The 25993-nt window shown below is 36.2% G+C and carries 30 protein-coding genes; 4 read left to right on the top strand and 26 right to left on the bottom strand.

All coding sequences use genetic code 11. The annotated features are described in order from the left end of the window. Nucleotides 1-93 precede the first annotated feature (93 nt). Together EKM64_RS01265 and EKM64_RS01270 are read right to left on the bottom strand one after the other, a co-directional pair. Nucleotides 94-348, bottom strand: coding sequence for a hypothetical protein (locus tag EKM64_RS01265; protein WP_125674795.1), 255 nt, complete (start codon nucleotides 346-348; stop codon nucleotides 94-96). 2 nt (nucleotides 349-350) lie between these two features. Next, complete coding sequence (locus EKM64_RS01270) at nucleotides 351-1418, bottom strand: 2-keto-3-deoxygluconate permease (protein ID WP_125674797.1); 1068 nt, start codon at nucleotides 1416-1418, stop codon at nucleotides 351-353. A gap of 416 nt (nucleotides 1419-1834) precedes the next feature. On the opposite strand from EKM64_RS01270, the gene EKM64_RS01275 reads away from it, so the two are divergent. Both EKM64_RS01275 and EKM64_RS01280 read left to right on the top strand, forming a co-directional pair. Further along, on the top strand, nucleotides 1835-3238 hold the full coding sequence (locus EKM64_RS01275; protein ID WP_125674799.1) for an NAD-dependent succinate-semialdehyde dehydrogenase: 1404 nt from the start codon (nucleotides 1835-1837) through the stop codon (nucleotides 3236-3238). Between the two features lie 74 nt (nucleotides 3239-3312). Continuing rightward, nucleotides 3313-4191 carry an aldo/keto reductase gene (locus tag EKM64_RS01280; protein WP_125674801.1) on the top strand — a complete coding sequence of 293 codons (879 nt, stop codon included), beginning with the start codon at nucleotides 3313-3315 and terminating at the stop codon, nucleotides 4189-4191. A gap of 81 nt (nucleotides 4192-4272) precedes the next feature. Here the strand turns inward: EKM64_RS01280 and phnW are convergent, their stop codons facing one another. From phnW to EKM64_RS01320, 8 genes are all read right to left on the bottom strand, one after another. After that, the gene (gene phnW, locus EKM64_RS01285; protein ID WP_125674803.1) at nucleotides 4273-5376 is read right to left on the bottom strand and encodes a 2-aminoethylphosphonate--pyruvate transaminase; all 1104 of its coding nucleotides are present in this window, start codon (nucleotides 5374-5376) and stop codon (nucleotides 4273-4275) included. Next, on the bottom strand, nucleotides 5366-6169 hold the full coding sequence (phnX, locus tag EKM64_RS01290; RefSeq protein WP_125674805.1) for a phosphonoacetaldehyde hydrolase: 804 nt from the start codon (nucleotides 6167-6169) through the stop codon (nucleotides 5366-5368). The genes phnW and phnX overlap by 11 nt, the downstream gene beginning before the upstream one ends. Before the next feature lie 14 nt (nucleotides 6170-6183). Continuing rightward, complete coding sequence (locus EKM64_RS01295) at nucleotides 6184-7044, bottom strand: PhnE/PtxC family ABC transporter permease (protein ID WP_125674808.1); 861 nt, start codon at nucleotides 7042-7044, stop codon at nucleotides 6184-6186. Continuing rightward, nucleotides 7041-7832, bottom strand: a complete 792-nt coding sequence (gene phnE, locus EKM64_RS01300; protein WP_125674810.1) for a phosphonate ABC transporter, permease protein PhnE — start codon at nucleotides 7830-7832, stop codon at nucleotides 7041-7043. The genes EKM64_RS01295 and phnE overlap by 4 nt, the downstream gene beginning before the upstream one ends. Continuing rightward, the gene (gene phnC, locus EKM64_RS01305) at nucleotides 7832-8587 is read right to left on the bottom strand and encodes a phosphonate ABC transporter ATP-binding protein (RefSeq protein ID WP_125674812.1); all 756 of its coding nucleotides are present in this window, start codon (nucleotides 8585-8587) and stop codon (nucleotides 7832-7834) included. The genes phnE and phnC overlap by 1 nt, the downstream gene beginning before the upstream one ends. Nucleotides 8588-8597: 10 nt before the next feature. Then, entirely contained in the window at nucleotides 8598-9632 is a 1035-nt protein-coding gene (locus EKM64_RS01310) for a phosphate/phosphite/phosphonate ABC transporter substrate-binding protein (protein WP_125674814.1), read from the bottom strand. 139 nt (nucleotides 9633-9771) lie between these two features. Then, nucleotides 9772-11127: an MFS transporter gene (locus EKM64_RS01315; RefSeq protein WP_125674816.1), complete on the bottom strand. Its 1356-nt coding sequence runs from the start codon at nucleotides 11125-11127 to the stop codon at nucleotides 9772-9774. An 81-nt stretch (nucleotides 11128-11208) separates the two neighbouring features. Continuing rightward, nucleotides 11209-13110 (bottom strand): amidase family protein, encoded by a 1902-nt coding sequence (locus EKM64_RS01320; RefSeq protein ID WP_225420920.1) that lies wholly within the window; start codon nucleotides 13108-13110, stop codon nucleotides 11209-11211. A 200-nt stretch (nucleotides 13111-13310) separates the two neighbouring features. On the opposite strand from EKM64_RS01320, the gene EKM64_RS01325 reads away from it, so the two are divergent. After that, on the top strand, nucleotides 13311-13973 hold the full coding sequence (locus EKM64_RS01325; RefSeq protein ID WP_125674818.1) for a MarR family winged helix-turn-helix transcriptional regulator: 663 nt from the start codon (nucleotides 13311-13313) through the stop codon (nucleotides 13971-13973). A 17-nt stretch (nucleotides 13974-13990) separates the two neighbouring features. Continuing rightward, the gene (locus EKM64_RS01330) at nucleotides 13991-15757 is read left to right on the top strand and encodes an ABC transporter ATP-binding protein (RefSeq protein WP_125674820.1); all 1767 of its coding nucleotides are present in this window, start codon (nucleotides 13991-13993) and stop codon (nucleotides 15755-15757) included. 78 nt (nucleotides 15758-15835) lie between these two features. Here EKM64_RS01330 and EKM64_RS01335 read toward each other — a convergent pair whose 3' ends face one another. The 16 genes from EKM64_RS01335 to rplO all read right to left on the bottom strand — a co-directional run bounded on the left by EKM64_RS01335 (nucleotide 15836) and on the right by rplO (nucleotide 25976). Next, nucleotides 15836-16417, bottom strand: a complete 582-nt coding sequence (locus tag EKM64_RS01335) for an SOS response-associated peptidase (RefSeq protein ID WP_125674822.1) — start codon at nucleotides 16415-16417, stop codon at nucleotides 15836-15838. 106 nt (nucleotides 16418-16523) lie between these two features. Next, nucleotides 16524-16916, bottom strand: a complete 393-nt coding sequence (gene rpsI / locus EKM64_RS01340; RefSeq protein ID WP_191988509.1) for a 30S ribosomal protein S9 — start codon at nucleotides 16914-16916, stop codon at nucleotides 16524-16526. A 13-nt stretch (nucleotides 16917-16929) separates the two neighbouring features. Beyond that, nucleotides 16930-17373: a 50S ribosomal protein L13 gene (gene rplM / locus EKM64_RS01345; RefSeq protein ID WP_125674826.1), complete on the bottom strand. Its 444-nt coding sequence runs from the start codon at nucleotides 17371-17373 to the stop codon at nucleotides 16930-16932. 127 nt (nucleotides 17374-17500) lie between these two features. Further along, the gene (gene truA, locus EKM64_RS01350; protein ID WP_125674828.1) at nucleotides 17501-18244 is read right to left on the bottom strand and encodes a tRNA pseudouridine(38-40) synthase TruA; all 744 of its coding nucleotides are present in this window, start codon (nucleotides 18242-18244) and stop codon (nucleotides 17501-17503) included. After that, on the bottom strand, nucleotides 18245-19042 hold the full coding sequence (locus EKM64_RS01355) for an energy-coupling factor transporter transmembrane component T family protein (protein ID WP_125674830.1): 798 nt from the start codon (nucleotides 19040-19042) through the stop codon (nucleotides 18245-18247). Further along, a complete protein-coding gene (locus tag EKM64_RS01360) occupies nucleotides 19043-19897 on the bottom strand; it encodes an energy-coupling factor transporter ATPase (RefSeq protein WP_125674832.1) in 855 nt (284 codons plus the stop codon). Continuing rightward, the gene (locus EKM64_RS01365; protein ID WP_125674834.1) at nucleotides 19873-20706 is read right to left on the bottom strand and encodes an energy-coupling factor ABC transporter ATP-binding protein; all 834 of its coding nucleotides are present in this window, start codon (nucleotides 20704-20706) and stop codon (nucleotides 19873-19875) included. The genes EKM64_RS01360 and EKM64_RS01365 overlap by 25 nt, the downstream gene beginning before the upstream one ends. 188 nt (nucleotides 20707-20894) lie before the next feature. Beyond that, complete coding sequence (gene rplQ, locus EKM64_RS01370) at nucleotides 20895-21275, bottom strand: 50S ribosomal protein L17 (RefSeq protein ID WP_125674836.1); 381 nt, start codon at nucleotides 21273-21275, stop codon at nucleotides 20895-20897. Between the two features lie 28 nt (nucleotides 21276-21303). Next, nucleotides 21304-22242: a DNA-directed RNA polymerase subunit alpha gene (locus EKM64_RS01375; protein WP_125674838.1), complete on the bottom strand. Its 939-nt coding sequence runs from the start codon at nucleotides 22240-22242 to the stop codon at nucleotides 21304-21306. Between the two features lie 69 nt (nucleotides 22243-22311). Further along, entirely contained in the window at nucleotides 22312-22698 is a 387-nt protein-coding gene (rpsK, locus tag EKM64_RS01380) for a 30S ribosomal protein S11 (protein ID WP_125674841.1), read from the bottom strand. 22 nt (nucleotides 22699-22720) lie between these two features. Next, a complete protein-coding gene (rpsM, locus tag EKM64_RS01385; protein ID WP_125674843.1) occupies nucleotides 22721-23086 on the bottom strand; it encodes a 30S ribosomal protein S13 in 366 nt (121 codons plus the stop codon). A 23-nt stretch (nucleotides 23087-23109) separates the two neighbouring features. Then, entirely contained in the window at nucleotides 23110-23226 is a 117-nt protein-coding gene (gene rpmJ, locus EKM64_RS01390) for a 50S ribosomal protein L36 (RefSeq protein ID WP_010018546.1), read from the bottom strand. A 32-nt stretch (nucleotides 23227-23258) separates the two neighbouring features. Continuing rightward, nucleotides 23259-23477, bottom strand: coding sequence for a translation initiation factor IF-1 (gene infA / locus EKM64_RS01395; protein WP_010018544.1), 219 nt, complete (start codon nucleotides 23475-23477; stop codon nucleotides 23259-23261). A 95-nt stretch (nucleotides 23478-23572) separates the two neighbouring features. Continuing rightward, complete coding sequence (locus tag EKM64_RS01400; protein ID WP_125674845.1) at nucleotides 23573-24226, bottom strand: adenylate kinase; 654 nt, start codon at nucleotides 24224-24226, stop codon at nucleotides 23573-23575. Nucleotides 24227-24240: 14 nt separating this feature from the next. Then, entirely contained in the window at nucleotides 24241-25536 is a 1296-nt protein-coding gene (secY, locus tag EKM64_RS01405) for a preprotein translocase subunit SecY (RefSeq protein WP_125674847.1), read from the bottom strand. Beyond that, a complete protein-coding gene (gene rplO, locus EKM64_RS01410; protein ID WP_125674849.1) occupies nucleotides 25536-25976 on the bottom strand; it encodes a 50S ribosomal protein L15 in 441 nt (146 codons plus the stop codon). Before rplO ends, secY begins: the two co-directional genes overlap by 1 nt. Nucleotides 25977-25993: the final 17 nt, after the last annotated feature.

The raw sequence follows: 25993 nt of genomic DNA on the forward strand, positions 1-25993 counted from the left end.
TAATTCATCTGTTGAATAATGCTCAATATCCTTAGGACTATGTGTATAATTTGTTTTCATTGAAAATGACATTTGAAATTCCTCCAATATTTTTTAGAAATAAGATAATTCTGATACTTTTTGCATAAGTTCCGACAAGCTCATGTCTTCTACTTTCTTATCTCTTGCTGAATCTAATATATTACCTTCCATACCGTTGAACTTTTCAGCTAAGTAATAAGCAGTTAAATATGCAACCAGCTTATTTTTAGCATTAGCTTCAAATCTTTCTTTGTTGTTTTCAACTGGAATTGAGTCAACAAAATGATAAGCAAATTCTTTTGGATTTAGTATTTGTCTGTCTTCCATAACTAATCTCCTTTTGCAGCTAACTTAGCATCGTCTTTGGCTTTAAGTTCTTCTTCTTCTTTTTTAGCCATAATTGACTCTGCAAATTTACCTTCGTACTTCTTAGGAACAATTGGTAGTCCCTTTCTACGAGCACGTTTTTCCATGTACATTGTTACGATAGGTGTCAAGATCGATGTAACCAAAACACTTGTGGCAACGATGGCTGTAGCTGATGAAGCGGTTGAAGCAAAACTTGGATTTGTTTGAGCAATTGCATATGGAACAGCAACAGCAGCTCCAGCAGTTGAAGAAGCGGCCCATCCAGCAACACCATCTGATCCTGTAAAGAAGCGATCAACAAGTGCCAATACTGAACCTGAAAGAAGAACAACGATAACACCCATGAAAATACCCATGAATCCTGACTTGAAGATCATACCGAAGTTCAAGCTGTAACCCAGTGTAAATGCGAAGAATGGAACCATTGCAGGAACAACTGGTTTGAACATATTTCTAAATGAGTGATCTAGTGAACCTAATGTGATACCAATAGCAAATGGAATCAATGTTGAAACTAATGCTTGCCATGGAAATTGAGCAATCCCGGCAACACCCATTGTAACCATTGTCATAAATGGTCCTGATTCAATACTGATGAATGGGAATCCAGCAGCATCTTCGTCACGGTTAAGTGTTGTCATCAAAGCCATGTACAAACCACCGTTAGTTTCATTAAACGAAGCGATAACAGCCAAAACTGAGAATCCGGCGAATAGTCCTGTGGTAACACCGTGTCTTGGCAAGAAGTGATTAATAATTACACCTAATAATCCGGCTAATAAGACCTTTACAATAAGTAGTGATAAACCTTTTTTAGCAATGTATCCTGTAGACTTCAAGTCAATTGTTGTTCCAACACTAAAGAAGAACATGAACAAGATAACTGAAGTACCTACTAAGAAGTTCCCTGTAAAACCTGGATAGAATTTGTCGATTCCTGGCCATAGAGTATTTGTTAATGTTCCAAGGAATAATGGAACGACCATCATACCACCAGGTATTTTTTCGATGCCTTTTTTGATTTGCATAAAGCTGCCTCCCTCGTGAATTGCTTCACATCTAATTACAAAAAAATATAAGTTTGATAATTTCCAATACAGAAACCGGTTTTCTCTATATCAAATTATATTTATATAGTAACACAGTTTTACATGGTTGCAAGCGTTTACGAAAAATGTAATGTTACAAATAACCTTGTCAGATCAAGGCTGTTCCATAATATGGATACGTACCAATCTACAAATAAGTACTGTTCACTTAATATTGTGATTAGGGTATACCTAATCTAGTTAGTATTTAACTGCTAATTTCACAAATGTAAGAAAAAGACCATTTGCTCAATTATATACAAGCTAAATATCTTGACTTAGAGTACCCTCTAATAGTTAAACTTGTATTTGTAAACGTTTTAAAAGTTTTAAAATTTGAAACTGGAGGAATTACAATGGCTTATCAAACAATCAATCCTTTTACTAATGAGGTTTTAAAAACATATTCTAATGCAACGACCGAAGATATTGAATCTACGTTGACAACAGAACATGCTTTATATAAAAAATGGCGTAACGAACCAGTTGTAAACCGTTCCGCAGTATTGCATAAAATTGCAGATCTTTTGAGAGAAAATGAAGATGAGTTAGGTAAAATAATTGTTGAAGATATGGGGAAACTGTTCAAAGAGGCAGTTGGTGAAGTTGAGTTATGTGCTTTAATTGCTGATTACTTTGCCGATCATTCTGAAGAATTACTTAAACCTACTAAAATTAAATCCGGCGCTGGGGACGCTTGGGTAGAAAAACATTCAACCGGAATCATTATGATGGTTGAACCTTGGAACTTTCCTTACTATCAAATAATGCGCGTATTTGCTCCAAACTTTATGGTTGGGAATCCAATGATTTTAAAACATGCTTCAAACACACCTGGATCAGCCGTTTCGTTTGAAAAAATCATTAATGAAGCTGGCGCTCCTGTCGGTAGTTTAAAGAACTTGTTCCTATCTTATGACCAAGTTTCAGATATCATCGCTGATCCACGCGTTCAAGGTGTTGCTTTGACTGGTTCAGAACGTGGTGGTAAATCGGTTGCCGCAGCAGCTGGACAAAACTTGAAGAAGAATACGATGGAACTTGGTGGTACTGATGCATTTATCGTGCTAGATGATGCTGATTTAAACGAAGTCATGAAAGTCGCACGTAATGTCCGTATCTATAACGCCGGACAAGTATGTACATCTTCTAAACGTTTCATTGTGGCTGATAATCTTTATGATGAATTTGTTGATCGTTTAAGCAAACAATTTGCAGATTTGAAACCAGGAGATCCAATGGATCCTGAAACCACTTTGGCACCAATGTCATCAGCTAGGGCCAAAGAGAAGCTACAAAAACAAGTTGATACTGCAATTGCTGCTGGTGCTAAAGTAGCTTATGGGAATGAACCAATTGATCTACCTGGACAATTCTTCCCTGCAACAATTTTGACTGATATTAAAAAAGATAATCCTGCCTACTCCGAAGAAATGTTTGGACCAGTGGCACATATCTATAAAGTACATAATGATCAAGAAGCAATTGATCTTGCTAATGATTCAAATTACGGACTTGGTGGTATTACATTCTCAGGCAGCAAAGAACATGGTGTAAAAGTTGCCAGTCAAGTTGAAACGGGTATGGAATTCGTTAATACATTTATGTATACATTGCCAGAATTACCATTTGGCGGCGTTAAAAATTCCGGTTATGGACGTGAAATGAGCAATCTAGGATTGGACGCATTTGTTAATGAGCAACTAATTGTTGCCGTAGATAAACCAAACCTAGATAATTTGGCCGGAGGATTATTCTAACAGGACTAGATTTTTTGAAGGCGTTTTCTTTATAATGGAAAGTGCTTTTATAAATTCAGAGGGGGAAACAAAGTATGAGCATTCCGGATATTGAACTAGCTAATGGTGTTAAGATACCTCAAGTAGGTTTGGGTGTATTTCAAATTAGTGACGAAAATGAAGTAGTAAACAGTGTCAAGTGGGCCATTGAGGCCGGCTATCGACATATCGATACTGCAAGTTTTTATGATAATGAAGAAGCAGTTGGTGAAGGAATTATAGCTTCAGGAATAGATCGTTCTAAATTATTTGTTACAACTAAAGTTTGGAACGATATTAGAACATATGACGACACAATGGCCCAATTTCAAAGATCATTAGACAAATTAAAATTAGATTATCTTGATCTTTTATTGATTCACTGGCCAGCTCCTGGTTATGAGGAAACATGGCGTGCTATGGAAGATTTATATAAAGATGGCAAAATTAAAGCCATCGGTGTTTCAAATTTTCAAGACTATCAAATTGAACAATTAATGAAGACAGCAAAAATCAAACCAATGATTGATCAAATTGAGACTCACCCATTTAATCAACAAGATAAAATGCACGAATTCTTAAAGAAAGAAAACATAGTTCATGAAGCATGGAGCCCACTTGGTGGTGGTAAAAACAGTGTTCTTAATAATGAAATAGTTAAGAAAATTGCTGATGTCCACAACAAGTCAGTTGCTCAAGTAGTACTTCGTTGGCATATCCAACGTGGTGAGGTCATTATTCCCAAATCAATCCATCAAAATAGGATTGAACAAAACATCGATATCTTTGATTTTGCATTGACTGATGACGATATGAAAAAAATTGCCACATTAAATGAAGATAAACGTGTTGGTTCAAGTCCTGACAATAAAGAATGGCTTGAAAAATCAAAGGAATTCAATACTCTTGCAGATAGAATCAAAAAAGGACTTTAATTTTTAATTAACATATATACAAAAAGGCGGTCGAAACTCAATTGAGTTTCGACCGCCTTTTATTTAAATCATACTTATTGTTTAAGAAATTTTTTGACTTAAACCTTCAATGACCTTCAAAAGTCTTGTAATATCTTCTGAATAAACTTCACCAATATTTCCAATTCTAAATGTTGGAAGTTCAGATAATTTACCAGGGTAAATTACAAAACCTGATTCCTTTAATTTATCGTAGAAATTTTTGAAATCAAAATCATCATTTGGATATTTAAATGATGTAATGATTGGTGATTGCCATTCCAGGTCAATCAATGGCTTAAAGCCTAACTTCTTCATTCCCTCAGATAATCTTGTTTGATTATCTTGGTAGCGTTCGAAACGTTTTTCAACGCCACCCTCAACTCGTAATTCAATTAATGCTTGTGCAAATGCATGAACTACATGTGTTGGCGAAGTAAATCTCCACTTACCATGATTGGCTTCCATTTCATCATATTGACTAAATAGATCTAATGAAAGAGTTCTTGCAATATCCGCTGTTTCCTTTAATTTTTCTTTATTGGCGATAATAAATGAAAAACCAGGAACACCTTGAATACATTTATTAGTACTACTGATTAAATAGTCTATTTTTAAATCTCCAACAGCGATTGGAATACCACCAAAACTACTCATTGCATCAACAATAGTAATAATTCCTTGCTCGTGAACCCACGGAATAATATCTTCAATTGGATTCAAAATGCCAGTAGTAGTTTCACAATGAATCATTGCAAAATGAGTAATTGCTGGATAACGATTCAACATTTGCTTAACGGATTCAAGAGTAATAGGCTGTTGTTCATCAATTATCAAATCAACATGATCTATCCCATATACATCTGCCATTTGGCCTATTCTCTCACCATACGCACCGTTCATAGCAATCATCAAAACCCCATCATCAGGAATGACTGAACTTATTACTGATTCAACCCCATAAGTCCCGCTACCTTGCATCAAAACAGAAGTATATTTTTCTGAACTAACTTGTGCTATATCAAGTAAAGATCTTCTAATTGTTTGTGTGATACCTTTATAATCTTCATCCCATGTACAATAATCAAATTCCATAGCTCTTTTAACTGTTGAACTAGTGGTCAAAGGACCTGGAGTTAATAATAAATACTTATTTTCATTTTCCATTAGCTATTTTTTCCTCTGATTGATTTAAAAATTTAATTGCTTCTGGTAATTCTGATAGATTATTAATAATAATATCAGCATTTGCGTTAGCAAATTCATTTACAACTCTGTGTCTAATAGCTTCTTTTTCTTCTTCAGATAGAGGATTGAATTCCTGTTCAGAAAGTCCCATCAGGCTACTTCCCTCAACAATTCCAATTGTATTTACACCAGCATTTCTTCCCTCTTCAATGTCGACAAGAGTATCACCAATTTTAATAAGTTCCTTTGGATTACACAACCCAAATTCAGTCATAATCTTCTGGATCATTTTGGCCGAAGGACGACCATCCCCATCAACATCTTCTGAAGTCAAAACTAGTTCCGGACGATAACCCAACTCATAGGCACTATCTTGAACTAATTTCATCATCTCAGGAGTATAACCAGTTGTTGTAGCCACACGAATTTCTTGACCCTTTAAATAATTAAATATCTCAAGTGCATATGGCTTCAATTCTGTTGAATCTCTAACATAATCTAAAAGACACGCTTGAAAATCCTCATATAATTTTCGACGATCTTGAAAATCTGGAAGACGATTATATTCCTTTTCCCACTGTTGAAAAATATCTGGCATTTTTAATAATTTTCCAATATGATCCCACTTAGTGATACCCATATCACGACGGATCTCCTGGTCATTTATTTCAATACCTGCGTCATTGAATGCTGTTTTAAAAGCAATCACTGGTGCCAAACTTCCGTAATCTACGGTAGTTCCAGCCCAATCAAAAACTACTGCTTTAATCATAGTATTTCCTTTCACTACTTAGTTATATACATTTGTCTTAATTTAACGGCAATAAATTCTAGCAATATTGTTACTCCGATAATCAAGTAGACAATAAATCCAACTTCATGGAAATCAAAGCTCATTCCACTAGCCACAAATAATTGATATCCAATTCCACCAGCGCCGGCAGCGGCTCCTACTGCAATCGCATTAGCAAAATTGATCTCTAGTCGAATAAAGGTCCACGATACTAATGATGCAATAATTGTTGGCCAAATTGCTTGGAAAACAATTACCCAAAATTTACTACCTGTTACTTTTAACGCTTCGATAGTCGTTTGATCAATTTCTTCAATACTCTCAGAATATGCCTTTGTCAGATAGGCAATACTGTGAAAACTTAATCCTAAAATTGCGGCATTAGTACCTAAACCACAAACAATAGAGAAAATAAGAACCCACACAATTGTCGGTATTGCCCTAATAATTGCCATAACAACTCTGATAATTGCCCCAAAATAGGCATTAGTTAAATTTCTTGAAGCAATTACTGCAAAAAGGAATCCAATTACCGCACCAATGATTGTTGTCATAATGGCCAGCAATAAACTAATCCCCAATGCTGAAAGTAATGGCATTACACCGTCGCTTCCAGCTCTAGGTTGTAGAAAAATTTGATTCAAAGTCATCATTAATCCATGTATAGCATCGCCAATTTTTACATTAGCAGTATCCAAATGTGTCAAAGTATATCCTGTTACAGAAAGTAGAACAACCATGACTGCATAAATCATTACACGAGACCAATTAAACTTGCGAAGTTTAATCTTTTTCTCTGGTGGTTGTGGCTTTTTATACCCACTAACATTTTGAATATCATCACGGGTTATCATAAAATCACCTTCCGAATCTGGTTGGATAATACTTCTAACACAATAACAACAATTATTATGGCCAAAATTGTCATACCAACGGCATCAAATCGGAAACTTTTGAAATACAGATCAAATATAAATCCGATTCCCGTCCCAGTTAAGATACCAACCAAAGTGGCATCACGAACGTTGTTTTCAATCATATATAATACCCAACTGATTAAACTGGGCATAATTTGTGGTAAAACAGCTTGGAAAATAACTTGGAAATAACTAGCACCGGTAGCTTTTAAAGCCATCATTGTTTCACTAGCCTCATCTTCAATTATTTCCATAAAAGCTCTTATCAAATATCCAACTGTCATCAACAACAGGGCTAGAAAACCTGTAAAATCACTTTGTTTGAAAGAAAAAAGTAAAATCATTGCCCAAGCTACAAGTGGTATATTTCTAAAGAAAGAAGCAATCCCACGTACGATTACATGTACATAATTATTAATTCCAGTGGCTTTGGATCCTAAAATAGCTACAAACAGTGCAATGATAGCTGCCACGACAGTAGAAGAAACGGCCAAGGCGACCGTTTCAATTAACTTTTGCCAGATACGTGGTAAAAGTTCTACTGATTCTGATGTAGGGGAAAAGTTAACACCTAACCAAGTAAAAGCTTTAGGGACAGCGGTAAACCCACTGAAACTATCAAAATTTAAAATCCAACTACTTAATGCATAAATACTTCCAATAACAGCTATTATTACTGTCTGTTTGCGATGTTTTTGAGCCAAAAATTTTATTGGTGAAGACATTATTCAAGCTCCTTTGAAATCGATTGATCATAGAGAGTCTCCAAAATTTCTTCTGAAAGCATACTGGATTCTTCATCAAAAACTAATTTTCCTTGTCGAATACCAACAATACGATCAGCATATTTTTTTGCTAAATTAATTTGATGCAGATTAGCGACGCATATGATATTAAATTCAATCGTAAGTTGTTTCAAAAGGTGCATTACAGTATGTGAAGAAGCTGGATCAAGTGAAGCTATTGGTTCATCACATAAGATAACTTTAGGATGTTGAATCAAAGATCTCGCAATACCAACACGTTGTTTTTGACCACCACTGAGTTCAGAACAACGTTGAAGTGCAAAATCTTTGAGTCCAACTTTATCCAGAAGTTCCAGAGCCTCTTTCTTTTCTTCCTCAGAATAAATTCCGAACATCCCTGCTAATGTTGACTTATATCCTAAACGTCCATGGAGAACATTTTCAATAACAGTCAATCTTTCAACCAAGTTATAGTTTTGAAACACCATTCCGATTTGACGTCGATGCTTACGTAACTGCGATTTATTATCAGATCTAATATCAGATCCATCTAATAAAATTTGACCATCATCATCTTTGATCAATTGATTTAAACTACGTAAAATAGTTGTTTTACCCGCACCTGAAGGACCGATTATGGCCAAGAAGTTACCTGGTTCAACTGAAAAAGAAATATCTGTTAAGGCTGGTTTATCCTTTTGATAACTCTTAGTTAAATGCTTTACTTCTAGCATAGCGTTCCCCTTATTTACCAACCAATTCGTGTGTTGGTTTATACCACTTATCAGTAACCTTTAGAAGGGTTGTTTTAGCACTCTTCTTTTGCCATAGAGTTGCTGTTTTTGAACCTTCTTTACCAAATAACTTATCATTTTCAGTTACGTCTTTTGATGTAAATTTGTCTTCAATAGCCTTACGATCTTTATCACTCATTGCTTTTGTATTAACAACCAATGGACCGTTTTGAACTGGAAGAACTGAGATACTTACTACTTCTTTACCACGGTAATCTGTGAATGGTGCATCAGCATCGGCTTTAACCTTAAATGTTGATCCTACCTTGTCATAACTACCTTCTGAAACATCCATAAATGGTGCTAGATCAATATCATCAAAGGCTGCAACATCAACGTCACCCTTTAATAAGTTAACTGCTGATCCAGGATGTGAATTACCGTAAAGAACTTTATCAAAGAATTTGCCACCTTCAGATAATTCATCTTTGTTCTTCAACTTGAAGTGCTTTTGGATTTCGTCAGTAGGAACTGCAAAACCAGATGTTGAACTTGATGAAACGAATGATATTTTTTCACCCTTGATCTTATCGATGTTAAAGTCACTACCTGACTTGTAAGCATCAACCTTATCCTTAGGAACCATTAGGTAAGAACGGTAACTTGCACCCTTTTCTGTACCATCTTCACCAGATTGGATAAGTAATGGTTGAACTTTAGCATTTTGATGATGTGCTTGAATATATCCATCAGCACCCATGAAAGCTAATTGTGCCTTACCTGAAGAAATTGCTTCAATAGCAACGTTGTAATCCGTTGTCGTTTGGATTTCAACTTTCTTACCAGTTGCTTCATGTAATTGTTTCTTTAATTCCTCACGTGAAGCTGAGAAGTTCTTAGCTGACTCATTTGGATAAAAAACAATTGTTAATTTATCGCTTTTACCGTCAGAGCTAGCGGAGCTTTGGTTTGAGCATCCCGTTACAATTCCAACGAGCAATAACATTAAACCTAAACATACCGTTAATAATCGCCCTTTTTTCATAAATCTAATACCAACTTTCTGTTTCTTTTTAGGAACAGATTAAGGATAACAGGGTCATGTAAATAAATAATTTAGCTTATGTAAAGATTCGTTAAAGTTACAGAAAAAAAGCCAGACATTTTCAGTCTGGCTTTTTTTATTATTTCTTATTATTTGGCAAAAGGAATCCAATACATATTAATGCTAAGATTCCAAAGGCTGCATTGGTCCATAAACCTAACAATGCGCCTAGATTATAATCTTTAAAAGCACTGTATATGCTAGCAGAAATCGATGTTCCAATGGCTCCCCCCAGTGCACTAGCCATTTTATAAATTCCAGCCGCTTCACCTGCCTCAGAATCTGGTGCATTACTCACGGCGGTGTCTGTAGATGGAGTGGCATACAATCCAAATCCCAATCCAAATAATCCATAGCCGATCACTACTAGCATAAAATAATTACTCTCAATCATCGTTAACGACATTAATAAGGCTCCCAAAGTAGAGATTATAGCCCCAAGTATCATGGGCTTCTTGGGCCCGACTTTTTGCAAAAGTTTTTCTCCAACTCGAATCATCAACAAGACTAATACTAAGTAACTGATCGACAAACTTCCCGTTTTAACAGCCGATAATCCTCTGGATTGTTGAACATATGAATTAACAACCAGTAACGTTCCAATCATTGCATTTAGAAGAAAATTTGATATCACGGCTGTTAAATAACTTCTATTAGTAAACAGTTTAAAATCAACAAACTTATTAACAATTTTCTTTTCCAATTTAAAAAATGCTAAACCACTTATTAACAAGACAATTATTAATATTGACCCCATTAAACTGAATTTAAACAACAATCCATTTGAAATCAAAATATTTAGATTCAATACAAAAACTATAAAAACAAACATGCCTAACCAATCAAAAGGCCTTAAATCCCCAGACTCTATTTTTGATTCCGGAGTTTTCCATATTAGAATCCCACTTACAATGGAAAATATAATTGAAATGACAAATACATATTTCCAGCCAAAATTACTATCTACAAACCCACCAAAAAAGGAACATAATCCCGATCCTCCCCATGATCCAATCGACCAATAACTTAGTGCTCGCTGACGAATATCATCATGATAATATTCCTTTATCAAGGCGATTGTTGCCGGCATAATGCATGCGGCTGAGATTCCTTGTAAAATTCGTCCTAAAATAAATAATACTGAGCCATTAGCGATGATCAGTGCTAGTGAACCAATAATATTAAGTACGATTCCCAAATAAGTAGTTCTAACTCTTCCCAATCTATCTGCCAAACCACCGGCTACAACAATAAAAATACCCGAAAAAAGACTAGTAATTGATATCCCCGTATTCAAAATTCCAGATGATATTTGCAGATCAACTTGTACATCCGGTGCCATATTCAATAATGATTGAGCAAAAAGCCAGTAAGTCAATACACTTAAAACTATTCCCAGAAGTAATTTGTTGGTTCCCTGATATTCTTTATCCATTAGTCACCTCAAACATTTCAGATGCAACGTAAGTATACAGAATAATGTAAGCGTGAACAAAGTATATGCAAAAAGAAACCTCTAAAATTCATTTTTCTTAAATTTCAAATATATCACTCCAGAAAAGGCCATAATTCCAACAAAACTTAGGATCGATTTTTTATTACCGGTTTGAGGTAATATTTGATGTTTCATCACAGGTGCTGCAACAGTGGCTCTGTGACTAACTGGTGGAAAGTTTCCCGTCTGATTTTCTTTATTTTGTAGTTTATTTTCTTCAGGAACATTTTTCTTAATAGCCGAAGTTCCGTCATCAACCTGTAATCCAAAAATTGACTCTTTATGTTTTGGTAGTGGCTTATTAATAGGTTTTGGTTTCAAAATAGGTTTAGGACTAGGCTTACTTACAACACTATTATGCGTATTATTTACTACATACTTTTGATTAAATTTATTATTTTTTTCAAATAGATCACCCATTTGCAATAATAATCGATCATTGTTTCTGGCGGCATTGAATTGAATCCCCAATGGTAATCCTGCCGCTGAAACAAACGTTGGCAAACTAATGGCGGGTTCCCCAGTTAAATTTGAGATCTGTGTGAATGGTGAATACGTCAATGCTGGCATCCACTGATCCAATACCAATTTAGTTTTATCCTCCTTGGATAATCCATCCATACTTCTAATGCGTTTTTCTAAACTATCAGTCATCAGCGGATCACCAATTTTTGGTGCCGTTGAAGCTGTGGTAGGAGTAAGGAAAATAGGATATTTTTGATGAAATTGCTGCATTTGCTCTGTCAATTTGTTAACCGAGTCCCAGGCATCCAAAACATCATCTTTACTAATAGACTGACCTAATTGATAAATAGCCCACGTGGTTAAATCAACATCCCCAATTTCCAAGTCTCTTTTCAATTTGTTATTAGCCAAATAATTTATTATTCCTGAAGAACCGGCACCGATAATATCATAATCGTTCATCAATTCCGTTCCATTGATCGGATATTTAACCTCTTCTACTTGATATCCTTGATGCTTCAAGAAATCTACAGCATTTTGGACTGCCCTTTTAGCATCTGCACTAACTGGAGTATTGACTGGGGATTCTGTCGTGTAAGCTATCTTAATTATTTTAGGATCTAATTTAACATCACTAGCTGTTCCATTAGAGAAATCCTCAAATAATTTTTTTGTATCAGACATTGTTTTAGTTTCAGCAAAATGACTTGTTTGATTGTGCTCAGATTTAGAATCAAATTTGGTAACTGCTCGTGATGGCTTAAATCCAATAACTCCATTCCATGAAGCAGGTATTCTAATTGAGCCACCAGAATCACTTCCAGTAGCAACTGGTGCGTATCCTGCTGCGACTCCACTAGCAGAACCACCTGATGAACCACCAGCCTGATATTTAGAATTATATGGGCTACCTGTTGGTCCATATAATTTTGAATCAGTAACATTCTTTATACCCATCTCAGGAAAATTAGTCTGACCAATAACAATAAATCCTTCATCTTGAAACGCCTTAGTTATCCGACTAGTCCCTTGTGTAATAACGTCCTTTTCAAAATACAATCCATTCGTATTACTGCCACCTTTAATCGTATGTCCCAATCCCTTCAATAAAATTGGAACCCCTAAAAATGGTTGTCCAGTATCCTGTATCTCACTCGCCTCTTTTAAGGCATCATCCTTTCTTAAAGTTATCATTGCATGTAAACTACTATCCTGCTTTTCGATCTCTTGATATGCAAATTTAACTAATTGCACACTCGTAACTTTTTTGTTACGAATAGCCTCTGCCAATTGTAATGCTGAGCTGTTCTCATAATCCCTAATAGTAAAACTACTTGTATTTTCGACCGGAGTACTTGTTTGGTCTGCTAGAACAATTTGAGCTGGTGAACCAATGGTGAATAACATCAATAGCAAGATGATTTTTCTTATCTTACTATCCCAAGTATGGTGTTTCATCCTTATACCTCCCTGAATCATATCAACAACATACGTTAGTTAATTTTTATATACAATTCAAAGGCCCTCAAATTGGCGTTTCGACAAACTTACTCAATCTTTTTGAATAAATCGTTTGACAAATGATTCGGTACCGAACTATAATGCTGAGTGAAATAAAGATTCGGTACCGAATCAATTTAAAAAAAGAGGAAACTACAATGAATGAATTAACAAATAGATTAATGAAACAATTAAATTTTGTCAGTCAAGCAGGTAATAACTTTATGCACCAAAATAAACAACGTCTTACTGGACAACAAAGAGTTCTAGCAATTCTACGTTTAGAGGATGGATTAAGTCAAAGCTACTTAGGTGACATTTTAAACCTTCGTCCAAGTTCAATTGCCGAGTTATTGAAAAAGCTTGAACTATCAGACGATATTATTAGAAAAGAGGACGAAAAGGATAAGCGCAATAAGTTAGTTTATTTGACTGAAAAAGGTCAAAAAAAAGCCGACGATAATGCTCATCAAAAGAATGAAGATAGTAACAACGACTTTTTCGCAGGTTTAAATGATGAAGAAAAGGAACAATTTGGAACTTATCTTCAGAAAATATCCGATGGTTGGAGTGAAGAATTTAAACAACAATCATCTCGTTTTGTAGATCCGATGGATCGCATGAAGAATATGCAAAAAGTTCATGCCACCATGATGGAAAAATTTGGTGATGATTGGGAAAACATGTCACCTGATGAAATGCGTAAAGTTATGCACAGAGCTATGCGTGATAGTGAATATTGTGGTCCTCGCGGTGGCCTTATGCCTGGACGTGGAAGAAACTTCCGTCATGATTTTAGACATGGCAAAGAATTTTATTAAAATTTAGAGGTAAAACAATGCACAATCATTCAATGGTAATGGAAGACTTACCAAAGACTAAAGGAAATATGAAAATTAAAGATTTTCTCAAACTTATCAACAGTGTTAATCCTAAAAAAGCCATTTTTATTTTAGGGTTGCTGTTAAGTTTAGTAACTAGTGGTGCAAGTTTAGTCGTACCACAATTGACTAAGGGACTAGTCGATACTAGTAATTTGGCAAAAATAGATGGACGAATGCTTTGGGTTCTAATTTTGGCCTTTGTTGTTCAATTAGGATTTGGAACCATCGGAGGGTTCCTGCTACGTTATGTCGGTGAAAGTGCCGTTAAAACACTTAGAGAAAGACTTTGGAATCATCTTTTAAAATTACCAGTTGGTTATTTTGATGACCACAAATCTGGTGAGAGCAGCTCTCGTTTAGTAAATGATACAACCGTTATAAAAGAGTTGGTGACATCCCAATTCCCTAACTTTATTACTGGCGGAATCCAATTAATCGGATCAATGATTATTCTCTTTTTGATGGATTGGAAAATGGCAGCGATCATGTTCAGTGCCGTGCCAATTTTCGTTTTGATCTTACTTCCTGTTGGACGAATTCTTTCTAAATTAGGTCGTCAATTACAGGCCGCAACTGCTGATTTTAACGCTGATGCTAGTGAGAAACTATCTGAAGTACGCTTGATCAAAGCCAGTAATGGTGAGAATTTTGAGAAATCTACCGGTGGCAACTTTATTAACAAGATATTCACTTTAGGCGTTAAGGATGCCAAAGTTGAAGCTGTATTACAACCTATTATGATGACAGCAATGTTAGGAATATTTGTCGGTATCTTAGGATATGGTGCTGTCAGAGTTTCTGCTGGAACTTTAACAAGTGGCTCATTGGTCGCATTCCTACTGTATCTATTCAACATTATTGCTCCTATAACTAACTTTGCAACCTTCTTCTCACAGGTACAAAAAGCCATGGGATCAACTCAACGTGTTCAAGAAATTCTTAATACTGATCTTGAAACAGTTGAAACTGGTGCAACAATTGATGTTGAAGGTAAATCAATTCAAGCAACTAATCTTTCCTTCAGTTATTCAACTGAACATCCTATTTTAAAAAATGTTTCATTTGAAGCCAAACCCAACACAGTTATCGCTTTTGCAGGGCCTAGTGGTGGCGGTAAATCAACCATTTTCTCCTTACTCGAACGATTCTACGAACCGGATTTTGGAACAATCACTGTTGGTGATACCCAGATTCAAGATATCAACTTAAGTAGTTGGCGTTCTCAAATCGGCTACGTTTCTCAAGACAGTGCTGTTTTTGCCGGCAGTATTCGTGATAATTTACAATACGGTCTTGATGAAAAACTAACTGACGAACAATTATGGCATGGATTGGAACTGGCCTACGCTAATCAGTTTGTCAAAGAATTTCCTGAACAATTAGACACACAAATTGGTGAACGAGGTGTTAAATTGTCAGGTGGTCAAAAGCAACGAATTGCTATTGCACGTGCTTTCTTGCGTGATCCAAAAATTCTAATGCTTGATGAAGCAACAGCTAGTTTGGACTCACAATCGGAAGAAAAAGTTCAACGTGCTTTAGATCAATTAATGGTTGGCAGAACGACTCTTGTAATTGCGCACAGACTATCCACAATTGTTAATGCCGACCAAATCTACTTCATTGAACATGGGAAAGTTACAGGCCATGGAACACACAGTGAATTGATAAATAATCATGAACTATACGCTCAATACGTACAAGAACAAATGGTAAATTAAAAAGTGTACCCAAACATTGTCTGTTTTAAAGTATTAATATAAAAATGACAGTAATCAAAATTGATTACTGTCATTTTTTTAATCTTCAAATTTTGGAAAACCATTTACAGAATTCAATAACGGCATTTGTGATTTCAAAAGATCAAAAGCAAACTTATCATCATATAGCCAAGCTTTTATCTGATTCTTTTTTAAAATCAAAGGCATTCTATCATGAATTTTAACGATAGAATTGTTTGGTTTAGTTGTTAACAGACAACTACAAGGCGACTCATTAAAATAGTCGTAGAAACCAGCAATATACATTGTATCTGGTTTCTTACCATAGTTGAACCAATAACGTTGCTTGTCTGCAGTCCATTCGAAAAACCCCGTTGTAGGATAGACACAGCGGTGTTCCTTAAAGCCTCTAGTAAACATCTGCTTTTGAACAACGGTCTCTGATCTTGCATTAATGATGGATTGCCCAGGTTTAAAACTTGGATATCCCCACTTCATAGCAATGACCTTCACCTGCTGTAATCCTGCGACTATAACTGCTGTTTCATCGGTAGGAAAAATTTCACCAGTTTTAGGATCATATCCCTCTGCCTTGGCCAATTGATAAATTCTTTCTATTTCCGCATTTTCAGTTGGTTGAAACATATAACGCCCACACATAGAAACAGCCTCCTTCATGAATATATTTATACTTTCATTTTACACTTATGAATAAAAAAAACACCCACCAAAAGGTGAGCGTCCAAAGTGTAATATCTGGAATATATTAACGTTTTGAAAATTGTGAAGCTTTACGAGCTTTCTTCAAACCTGGCTTCTTACGTTCCTTCATACGAGGGTCACGTGTTAAGAATCCAGCTGATTTAAGAGTAGGTCTGAAGTCTGGATCAACTTCTAGAAGTGCTCTAGCAATACCATGTCTGATTGCTCCAGCTTGTCCTGAAAAACCACCGCCGTTAACGTTAGCAATAACGTCGTAACTTGCGCCTGTTTCAGTAATATCTAATGGTTGTTTCATATCAGCAATCAAATTGTCAAAAGGAATGTAATCTTTGACATCACGTTTGTTGATAGTAATTTTTCCGTTTCCGGGAACTAATAGAACACGAGCCGTTGAATCTTTACGACGGCCTGTTCCAGCATATGATACTTGTGCCAAAATGTTTTCCTCCTTAAATTAGTTTGTTGATATCCAACTCTTCTGGATTTTGTGCTTGGTTTTTGTGCTCTGGACCTGCATATACATGCAACTTCATGATTTCTTGGCGACCAAGACTGTTCTTAGGTAGCATACCGCGAATTGAGTCTTCAACAAACAACTCAGGTTTTGTTGCTCTCTTTTCGCCGGCACTAATGCTCTTCAAACCACCTGGATGATCTGAGTGAGAATAATAAATTTTTCCCTTGGCTTTTTTACCTGTTAATTTTACTTTATCTGCATTGATGATAATCACATTATCACCTGTATCAACGTTAGGTGTGTAAGTTGGCTTGTTCTTACCTCTAAGAATTGAAGCTACAACTGATGAAAGTCTACCTAAAACGACATCTTCACCATCGATTACATACCATTTACGTTCAACTTCACTTGCTTTTGCTAATGGTGTTGTACGCATAATTTCCTCCAGTTTCTCGTCTGTTTGACACTCAATAAGTTTCCGGGGCTCATCGTGGGGCAAACAATACCAACAACAATAATACTTGGTATTTGCCTATAAGTCAATAATTATCCACAGATAAATTTTAGTAAAATACTTCTTTTAAATAGAGTCCGCTAGCAGGCGCAGTTCCACGTGCCTGTTGACGATCCTTGACTTCGTAAAGTCGCAATAAATCGTGAACATCACGACGTCCATTACCAATCTCTAGCAATGTAGCAACTAAGATCCGGACCATATTATATAGGAAACCATTACCTGTAAATTCAAAGATCAGTTCATTTTGAGATGCATTGTATTGCATACTAGCATTGTAAATAGTTCTAACTTTATTTTCAATCACACCACCAGAAGCCGCGAAACTACTAAAGTCATGTGTTCCTTTCAGATCCTCTAATGCGGACTCGATTCTCTTAAAATCAAGTTTATATGGATAATGTCCTGTGTAAAACCTTTTAAAGGGATCGGTATATTTTCCACAGTCAACACGATATTGATAAGTTTTTCTCTTAACTCCAAAGCGTGCATGGAAAGTTTCATCGACTACTTCAGAGTTTTTAACGATCACATCCAAAGGCATCAACGAATTGATTGCTTTTAACATATTATCGGCTGGAATCTCACCTGGATAGTCAAAGTGGACCACTTGTCCTAGAGCATGTACACCTGCATCGGTACGCCCTGATCCAAAAACATCGATCTGTTTTCCTTTAGTCATTTTAAAAAGAGCCTTTTCCAAGACTCCTTGAACGGTTCTTAATTTAGGTTGTCTTTGAAAGCCATGAAACTTAGCTCCATCATAAGCAACTGTTAATTTATATCTTGTCATCTAATAACTCCGAATAAATAATAGAATAATTGTTATCAACAGCATCACAATAAGCGACATATAATCACGTTTGGACCAGCTAAGGACTCGATACTTACTACGACCCTCACCATCCTTATAACCACGAGACTCCATTGCAATTGCTAAATCATATGCTATCGAAAAGCTGCTGACAAATAGTGGGATCAAAATTGGTACAAACGACTTGATACGTTGCATAATTCCGCCTTCACCAAAGTCCACACCACGAGCTCGTTGTGCATCCATGATTTTCGTTGTTTCATCGATCAATAAAGGAACAAATCTCAAAGCAATCGACAACATCAAAGCCACTTGGGTAACTGGGAATTTAATTACTTTTAATGGCTTTAGGATACTCTCGATCGAATCAGATATTTCAATCGGCGTCGTAGTCAAAGTCAAGAGTGTGGAAATAAATATGATCAGTACAAATCTAATGAAAATATAAGCAGCAATCCTCATACCGTCTGTGGATAAAGTAAAAATTCCCCAATGCCACATTGGATTATCACTAGGCGTAAAGAATAGTTGTAATAAAACTGTGAACAAAATCAGCCACAGCATCGGTCGCAATCCTTTAATAAAGAATCCTAAGTTGATTTTTGAAATATATACTGCAAATAAGACAAATAACAAAAGAAACCCATATGACGCAACGTTATTTGCTAGAAATACAATACCAATAAAATAAAATGTTATTAAAAATTTCCCTCGTGGATCCAGTCGGTAAATTATCGAATCCCCAGGCAAATATCTACCGATTATTAATTTATTCATTTAATCACCATGAACTTGTCGTTTTATTTCAGTTGTTAACTCACTGATTGTAATGGGTAATTGTGGAAAAGAAAAATTCTTTTCAGCTAGTTTCTGTGCAAAAGCAGCACTTCGCGGCAAAGTTAAGATATCATCTGTTAATAAACTTTTATCATTGAAGATATCCTTTGGCTTACCCACAGCTTTAACCTTAGCATCGTGGATAACTACCATTTCTTCCGCATAATTAGCCACATCGTCCATATTATGCGTAATTAGGATAATTGTTCTGCCCTGCTCTTGCAAGTTCTTAAATAGGTCCATAATCTCTTTTCGGCCAACCGGGTCTAATCCGGCTGTTGGTTCATCAAGAATAATGGTTTCCGGTTCACTAGCTAAGACACCAGCAATAGCAACACGACGCATCTGTCCCCCAGATAAGTCAAATGGTGACTTTTCTAAATATTCCTCTCCCAAACCAACTAATTCTATCATTTTATGAGCTGATTTCTTAGCATCAGCCTCTGACATGCCGAAATTCATTGGACCAAACATGATATCTTTTTCCACAGTATCCTCAAATAACTGACTTTCAGGGAACTGAAAAACCATACCAACATTTTTACGCAATGGCTTCAAATTTTTATTGTTTGTTTCCGGAGTAATTTCACGATCGCCAACTAAAATCGTTCCCGAGGTTGGTTTAAGTAACGCATTAATATGACGCACTAAAGTTGACTTACCACTGCCGGTTTTACCAACAATGGCGGTAAACCTCTTATCGTGGATCGTTAACGAGACATCATCCAATCCCAGCCCTTCAAGCGGACTATTTGCTTCATATGATTGAGTTAAATTTTTGAAGATAATTTCCATATGTTTTCAATTAGCTCCTCTTCATTTAAATAGCCCTCAGGCAATTTTAATTCGTCCTTAAGTAAATATGCCACTTGACTTGAAAAAGGCTCCTCTAGTCCATAATTCGTCAATTTATGGCCCATATCGTAAATGGTCTTAGGGGAGGCCTTCTGGACGACTTCTCCGTCCCGTAAAATTACAATTCTTTCGGATAGCTCAGTTTCTTCAATATCGTGAGTAATCGAAATAATAGTCATATTCTGTTCTTCACGTAATTGTTTTACCAAATTTAAGACAGTTTTGCGACCATTAGGATCGAGCATACTTGTCGATTCATCCATAATAATTATCGAAGGCTTGGTCGCTAAAACACCAGCAATCGCAACACGTTGTTTTTGACCACCAGAAAGTGATTGTGGATCACGGGTTTTATAGTCTTGCATATCGACCATTTTAAGTGCTGCATCGACCTCTTTGACCATTTCATCTCTGGGAATACCTTGATTTTCCAATCCAAAGGCAACATCATCTTCAACCGTGGCACCAACAAATTGATGATCTGGATTCTGAAAAACAATTCCAATTTTTGAGCGGATCTCCCAAATATTTTTTTCGTTAACTTCCTGACCATCGACAATAATACTTCCAGTCTCACTTTCGATCAAACCATCGATCAATTTGGCCAAAGTAGATTTTCCACTACCATTTTTGCCAACAATAGATAACCATTCATTACGATAAATATCCAAAGAAAGCCCGTTGATGGCTGGCCTCTTTGCTTCTGGATATGTATATGTAACATCTTTAATTGAGATTATATTTTCCAATTTAGTACCCCTTATAATATGCTAATTCTATCATATCGAAAAAAATACATTTTGGGTAAAAAAAAATCATTCGACAAATTAGTGTCCCTTTTACAAAGGATCTCAGAGATAGACTTGGCATTTGCCATCATCTTAACACTCACTAATTTATCAGAATGACTGATTTTTTATTAATAAACGATTATTAATTAAACTAGTTCAATAATAACCATTGGAGCTGCATCGCCACGGCGAGGTGCAGTCTTCAAAATACGTGTATATCCACCGTTACGATCTTCGTAACGAGGTGCAATATCACTGAACAATTTTTGAAGTGCTGATTGAATAACAACCGCATCATCATCTTCTGTAATATTAGCAACTTCGTTTCTAACGTAAGCAGCAGCTAAACGACGAGCATGTAAGTCGCCACGTTTACCTAAGGTAATCATTTTGTCGGTTGTACGACTGATTTCCTTAGCACGAGTTTCAGTTGTAACAATACGTTCATTAATGATTAAATCAGTAGTTAAATCGCGTAACATTGCTTTTCTTTGAGAACTTGTACGTCCTAATTTACGGTAGCCCATGTCTATACCTCCTGTTTAAATTTAACTTTTAGTCTTCTTGCTTTAATGACAATCCAAGATCAGATAACTTTTCTTTAACTTCAACTAATGACTTACGTCCAAGATTACGAACACGCATCATATCAGCTTCAGATTTTTCAGTAAGCTCTTGCACAGTATTAATACCGGCACGCTTCAAACAATTGTATGAACGAACTGATAGGTCCAATTCTTCAATTGTCATTTCAAGTTTCTTCTCTTTTTGTGTTTCTTCTTTTTCAATCATCATATCAGCGCTCTTAGCTTCTTCTGTAAGGTTCACAAAACTAGTTAAGTGTTCCGTAAGAATTTTAGCAGATAAACTAATAGCTTCTCGTGGTCCAATAGAACCATTTGTCCAGATATCAATGGTCAACTTATCAAAGTCGTTTCTCTTACCCACACGAGTGTTTTCAACCTGGTAGTTAACCTTATCTACTGGAGTAAATATTGAGTCAACTGGTAAAACACCGATAGGTGTTTCGTCGGTTTTATTTTGTTCTGCAGGAGTATATCCACGACCATTTTTAATAGTTAATTGCATTTGGAAATGTCCACCCTCGGAAACAGTACAAATAAATTGTTCTGGGTCAAGGATCTCTAAATCATCATCAGCTTTAATATCTTTAGCTGTAACAGTGGCTGGGCCGACTACGTCAACTTCAGCTTTAAGTCCGTCTTCAGCATGAGATTTCAAGTTTAACTTTTTAACGTTAAGCACAATTTGTGTAACGTCTTCAATTACACCATCAATAGCTGTGAATTCATGCAATACGCCATCTATTTGAATGTCTGATACCGCTGTACCAGGTAATGATGCAAGCAAAACTCTACGTAGAGAGTTTCCAAGTGTTGTACCATATCCTCTTTCCAACGGTTCGATTATATATTTACCATAGTCACTACTCTCTTCGACAGCAGTGATCGTTGGCTTTTCAAATTCGATCATTCGGTTAGTTCCCCTTTCAAAACGAAATGTGTGTAGCTTAGTTCATATGGGTATAAAACCAAAACCATTCTATACACGACGACGCTTTGGAGGACGTGAACCATTATGTGGAACTGGTGTAACGTCACGAATTGCTGTAATTTCCAATCCAGTAGATTGTAATGAACGAATTGCAGCTTCACGACCTGAACCAGGACCTTTAACAGCTACTTCAACTGTTTTCATACCTTGTTCCATTGATTCTTTAGCAGCAGCTTCACCAGCCATTTGTGCAGCAAATGGTGTTGATTTACGGCTTCCTTTGAATCCTAATGCACCAGCTGATGACCATGAAACAGCGTTTCCGTTGACATCAGTGATCATAACTAGAGTGTTATTGAAAGTAGAGTGGATATGTGCAACTCCGGCTTCAATATGTTTCTTAGTACGGCGTTTACGACCTTTGTTTTGTGCCATGAATTAACCTCCTATCTTATAATTACTTCTTCTTACCCGCGATAGATACTTTCTTACCCTTACGAGTTCTTGCATTATTCTTTGTGTTTTGACCTCTAACGGGCAATCCACGTCTGTGTCTCATACCACGATATGAGCCAATTTCTTGTAGTCTCTTGATATTCATGCTTACTTCACGACGTAAGTCACCTTCAACACGTACTTTGTCAACTTCTGCACGGATCTTGTCTTCTTGATCAGGAGTTAAATCTCTTGTACGAACGTCTTCGGAAACGTCAGCATCTTTAAGCACTTTTTGAGCTGTTGTATTACCAATACCAAAAATGTATGTTAAGGCAATAACGATTCTCTTATCACGAGGTAAATCTACACCTGCTATACGAGCCATTAATTGCACCTCCTATATTTATATTATCCTTGTCTTTGTTTGTGTTTTGGATCTGCAGAGCAAATAACCATGACGCGTCCACGTCTCTTGATTACCTTACAATGCTCACACATAGGTTTAACGGATGGTCTTACTTTCATGTTGGAACCTCCATTCCATTAAAAATGAATTATTATCTGTATCTATATGTAATTCTTCCCTTGGTTAAATCATAAGGGGATAATTCCACGGTAACCTTGTCACCGGGCAAAATTCTGATATAGTGCATACGGATTTTACCTGATACATGAGCCAATACTGTTGCCCCATTTTCAAGTTTTACCTTAAACATTGCATTAGGCAATGTTTCTGAAATTGTACCTTCTACTTCAATGACATCTTCTTTTGCCAAAGACATTAACCTCCATCGGGATGAAATTCGCCTGCATATACCGCGAAATTATACAATAATTTTTTAGTTATGTAAACAATTCAAAGTAAAAAGTTTTACAGACTTTGTAAAACTTTCTTCACTTCGTTATAAACTTCATCTATTTCTTGTTCACCATTGACCTTATATAACAAGCTTAACTTGTCATAAAAATCAATTAATGGTGTATTCATTTCAATATTAACTTTTAATCTATTCTTTACAGTTTCTGGTTTATCATCTTCACGTTGATAGAATTCGTGTCCGCCACAGACGTCACATGTTCCTTCAACCTTTGTAGGATTATAAATTTTATGATAAGTTGCTCCACATTTAGAACAAATATATCTTCCAGATAAACGATCAACTAATGATTCAGGCTTTACATCAATATAGATGACAGCATCTATTGGTTTGTTTACATTCTTTGCAATTGTCTGTAAAGCATTTGCCTGTTCAAGAGTTCTCGGAAATCCATCAAGCATATATCCATTCTTTTGAACGTCATCTTTAGCCAAACGCTCTTCAACAATAGCTTCGGTAACGTCGTCAGGAACTAACTCACCTTTGTCCATAAAACCCTTGGCCTTTAGACCAACTTCGGTTTCATCAGCCATTGCTTGTCTAAACATATCACCAGTTGAAATATGAACTACATTAAAATCTTCAACAATTTTTTCAGCTTGAGTACCTTTACCAGCTCCGGGTAAACCCATCAATACGATATTCATTGTCACATCTCCTATTATCTAATAAACCCAACGTATTCACGCTTCATTAATAGACCTCTTAATTGACGATCCATTTCCAATGCTACACCAACTATAATCAATAAACTTGTACCACCAAGTCCGATGGACTGAGGTAAGCCAAAAAGATTAGCGGCTAGTAATGGAAGCAATGAAACCAATCCTAAGAATACTGAACCAACAGTTGACAACTTCATCAAAATGCTTGACATGAACTTAATTGTTTCATTGCCAGGCCAGACACCAGGGATATAAGCCCCTTGCTTCTGTAAGTTTTCTGCGAGTTTTTCAGGATTTACTTGAACAAATGCATAGAAGAATGTGAATAACACAATCAGCAATGTGTATAGCAGGGATCCTGTTGTTGTCTGCATACTGAATATATTTGTTAATACTTGATACCATGTATCCTCACTGTGATTTGCCTGAAACGCCATCAAAATTGTTTGAGGTGTAACGATAAATGAACTAGCAAAGATAACGGGAATAACACCAGCAACGTTAACTTTCAACGGTAGAAAACTTTCACTACCACTTCCGGCTGCACGTCTTGTATATTGAATTGGAACTCTTCTGTTAGCTTGTTGTACATATGTAACAAATTGTACAACGATCAGAACAGCTATAACCAATCCAACCATGAATGCAATATTCTTAACTAAGTCAGCGGAACTTGAGTTGATCACGTTGTCACGGTAAATTTGGTAAACTCCGTTAGGGAATCTAGCAATAATACCGGCAAAGATGATAACAGAAACTCCGTTACCTAATCCTTTATCGGTGATTTGTTCACCAATCCAAGTAAGCAACATTGTACCACCGGTCAAAATAACACCAATAGTAGCAAATGATTGAATATTAGGAGATTTTACAAGTCCTAAACCACTAAGTTGATTAAACCCAGCAGTAATTCCGATTGATTGAACAAAACCTAAAACAATCGTCAAATATCTCGTTACTTGATTTAGTTTTCTACGACCGACCTCACCTTGTTTACTCCACTCAACAAACTTTGGAACGATGTCCATCTGCAAAAGTTGAACAACAATTTGTGCGGTGATAAATGGTGAAACACCCATTGAGAAAATAGAATAATTTGCAAGACCACCACCGGTAACAGTATCTAGTAGGGGAACTAACCCTGAAGAACTAACCTTGTCCATTGCCGCAGCATTGACCCCAGGTACCGTAATTTGTGATCCCAAACGATAGATAACAAGTAACAACAAGGTAAAGAGGATCTTTTGACGGATCTCCTTCACCTTTAGAGCATCTTTGATAGTTTTAAGCATTAGATCACCTCTACAGTTCCACCAGCAGCTTCAATTGCTTTTTTAGCAGCTTCAGAAACTTTTGTAACTTTAACTGTTAATTTAGCACTAACTTCTCCGTTAGCAAGTAATTTAACTCCGTTGAATTGTTTCTTAACAATTCCAGCTTCTTTTAATGTATCAACATTAACATCAGCACCGTCATTAAATTTGCTTAAATCTTTAAGGTTTACAATAGCGTATTCCTTGCGATTGATATTCTTGAATCCACGCTTTGGCATACGACGGAACAATGGCATTTGTCCACCTTCAAAACCAATACGTGTTTTACCACCTGATCTAGCTAATTGACCTTTTTGTCCACGACCAGCAGTTTTACCTTGGCCACTTGAAGTACCACGACCTAGACGCTTTCTTGAGTGTCTTGAGCCAGCACTTGGCTTAAGTTCGTTTAGTTCCATTCTTGCACCTCCTAATC

The organism is Companilactobacillus keshanensis (assembly GCF_003946205.1).
Taxonomy (GTDB): domain Bacteria; phylum Bacillota; class Bacilli; order Lactobacillales; family Lactobacillaceae; genus Companilactobacillus; species Companilactobacillus keshanensis.

Coding starts and splice junctions, on each gene's coding strand:
- EKM64_RS01360 (WP_125674832.1), bottom strand. CDS start 19,897: ATGGAAATTATCTTCAAAAATTTAACTCAATCATATGAAGCAAATAGT.
- phnX (WP_125674805.1), bottom strand. CDS start 6,169: ATGATTAAAGCAGTAGTTTTTGATTGGGCTGGAACTACCGTAGATTAC.
- phnW (WP_125674803.1), bottom strand. CDS start 5,376: ATGGAAAATGAAAATAAGTATTTATTATTAACTCCAGGTCCTTTGACC.
- EKM64_RS01320 (WP_225420920.1), bottom strand. CDS start 13,110: ATGAAACACCATACTTGGGATAGTAAGATAAGAAAAATCATCTTGCTA.
- rplQ (WP_125674836.1), bottom strand. CDS start 21,275: ATGGGCTACCGTAAATTAGGACGTACAAGTTCTCAAAGAAAAGCAATG.
- rpsK (WP_125674841.1), bottom strand. CDS start 22,698: ATGGCACAAAACAAAGGTCGTAAACGCCGTACTAAGAAACATATTGAA.
- EKM64_RS01315 (WP_125674816.1), bottom strand. CDS start 11,127: ATGGATAAAGAATATCAGGGAACCAACAAATTACTTCTGGGAATAGTT.
- EKM64_RS01265 (WP_125674795.1), bottom strand. CDS start 348: ATGGAAGACAGACAAATACTAAATCCAAAAGAATTTGCTTATCATTTT.
- rplO (WP_125674849.1), bottom strand. CDS start 25,976: ATGGAACTAAACGAACTTAAGCCAAGTGCTGGCTCAAGACACTCAAGA.
- truA (WP_125674828.1), bottom strand. CDS start 18,244: ATGACAAGATATAAATTAACAGTTGCTTATGATGGAGCTAAGTTTCAT.
- secY (WP_125674847.1), bottom strand. CDS start 25,536: ATGCTTAAAACTATCAAAGATGCTCTAAAGGTGAAGGAGATCCGTCAA.
- EKM64_RS01280 (WP_125674801.1), top strand. CDS start 3,313: ATGAGCATTCCGGATATTGAACTAGCTAATGGTGTTAAGATACCTCAA.
- EKM64_RS01335 (WP_125674822.1), bottom strand. CDS start 16,417: ATGTGTGGGCGTTATATGTTTCAACCAACTGAAAATGCGGAAATAGAA.
- rpsM (WP_125674843.1), bottom strand. CDS start 23,086: ATGGCTCGTATAGCAGGTGTAGATTTACCTCGTGATAAGAGAATCGTT.
- EKM64_RS01330 (WP_125674820.1), top strand. CDS start 13,991: ATGCACAATCATTCAATGGTAATGGAAGACTTACCAAAGACTAAAGGA.
- EKM64_RS01275 (WP_125674799.1), top strand. CDS start 1,835: ATGGCTTATCAAACAATCAATCCTTTTACTAATGAGGTTTTAAAAACA.
- EKM64_RS01375 (WP_125674838.1), bottom strand. CDS start 22,242: ATGATCGAATTTGAAAAGCCAACGATCACTGCTGTCGAAGAGAGTAGT.
- phnC (WP_125674812.1), bottom strand. CDS start 8,587: ATGCTAGAAGTAAAGCATTTAACTAAGAGTTATCAAAAGGATAAACCA.
- EKM64_RS01295 (WP_125674808.1), bottom strand. CDS start 7,044: ATGATAACCCGTGATGATATTCAAAATGTTAGTGGGTATAAAAAGCCA.
- EKM64_RS01355 (WP_125674830.1), bottom strand. CDS start 19,042: ATGAATAAATTAATAATCGGTAGATATTTGCCTGGGGATTCGATAATT.
- rplM (WP_125674826.1), bottom strand. CDS start 17,373: ATGCGTACAACACCATTAGCAAAAGCAAGTGAAGTTGAACGTAAATGG.
- EKM64_RS01325 (WP_125674818.1), top strand. CDS start 13,311: ATGAATGAATTAACAAATAGATTAATGAAACAATTAAATTTTGTCAGT.
- EKM64_RS01400 (WP_125674845.1), bottom strand. CDS start 24,226: ATGAATATCGTATTGATGGGTTTACCCGGAGCTGGTAAAGGTACTCAA.
- rpmJ (WP_010018546.1), bottom strand. CDS start 23,226: ATGAAAGTAAGACCATCCGTTAAACCTATGTGTGAGCATTGTAAGGTA.
- EKM64_RS01270 (WP_125674797.1), bottom strand. CDS start 1,418: ATGCAAATCAAAAAAGGCATCGAAAAAATACCTGGTGGTATGATGGTC.
- EKM64_RS01310 (WP_125674814.1), bottom strand. CDS start 9,632: ATGAAAAAAGGGCGATTATTAACGGTATGTTTAGGTTTAATGTTATTG.
- phnE (WP_125674810.1), bottom strand. CDS start 7,832: ATGTCTTCACCAATAAAATTTTTGGCTCAAAAACATCGCAAACAGACA.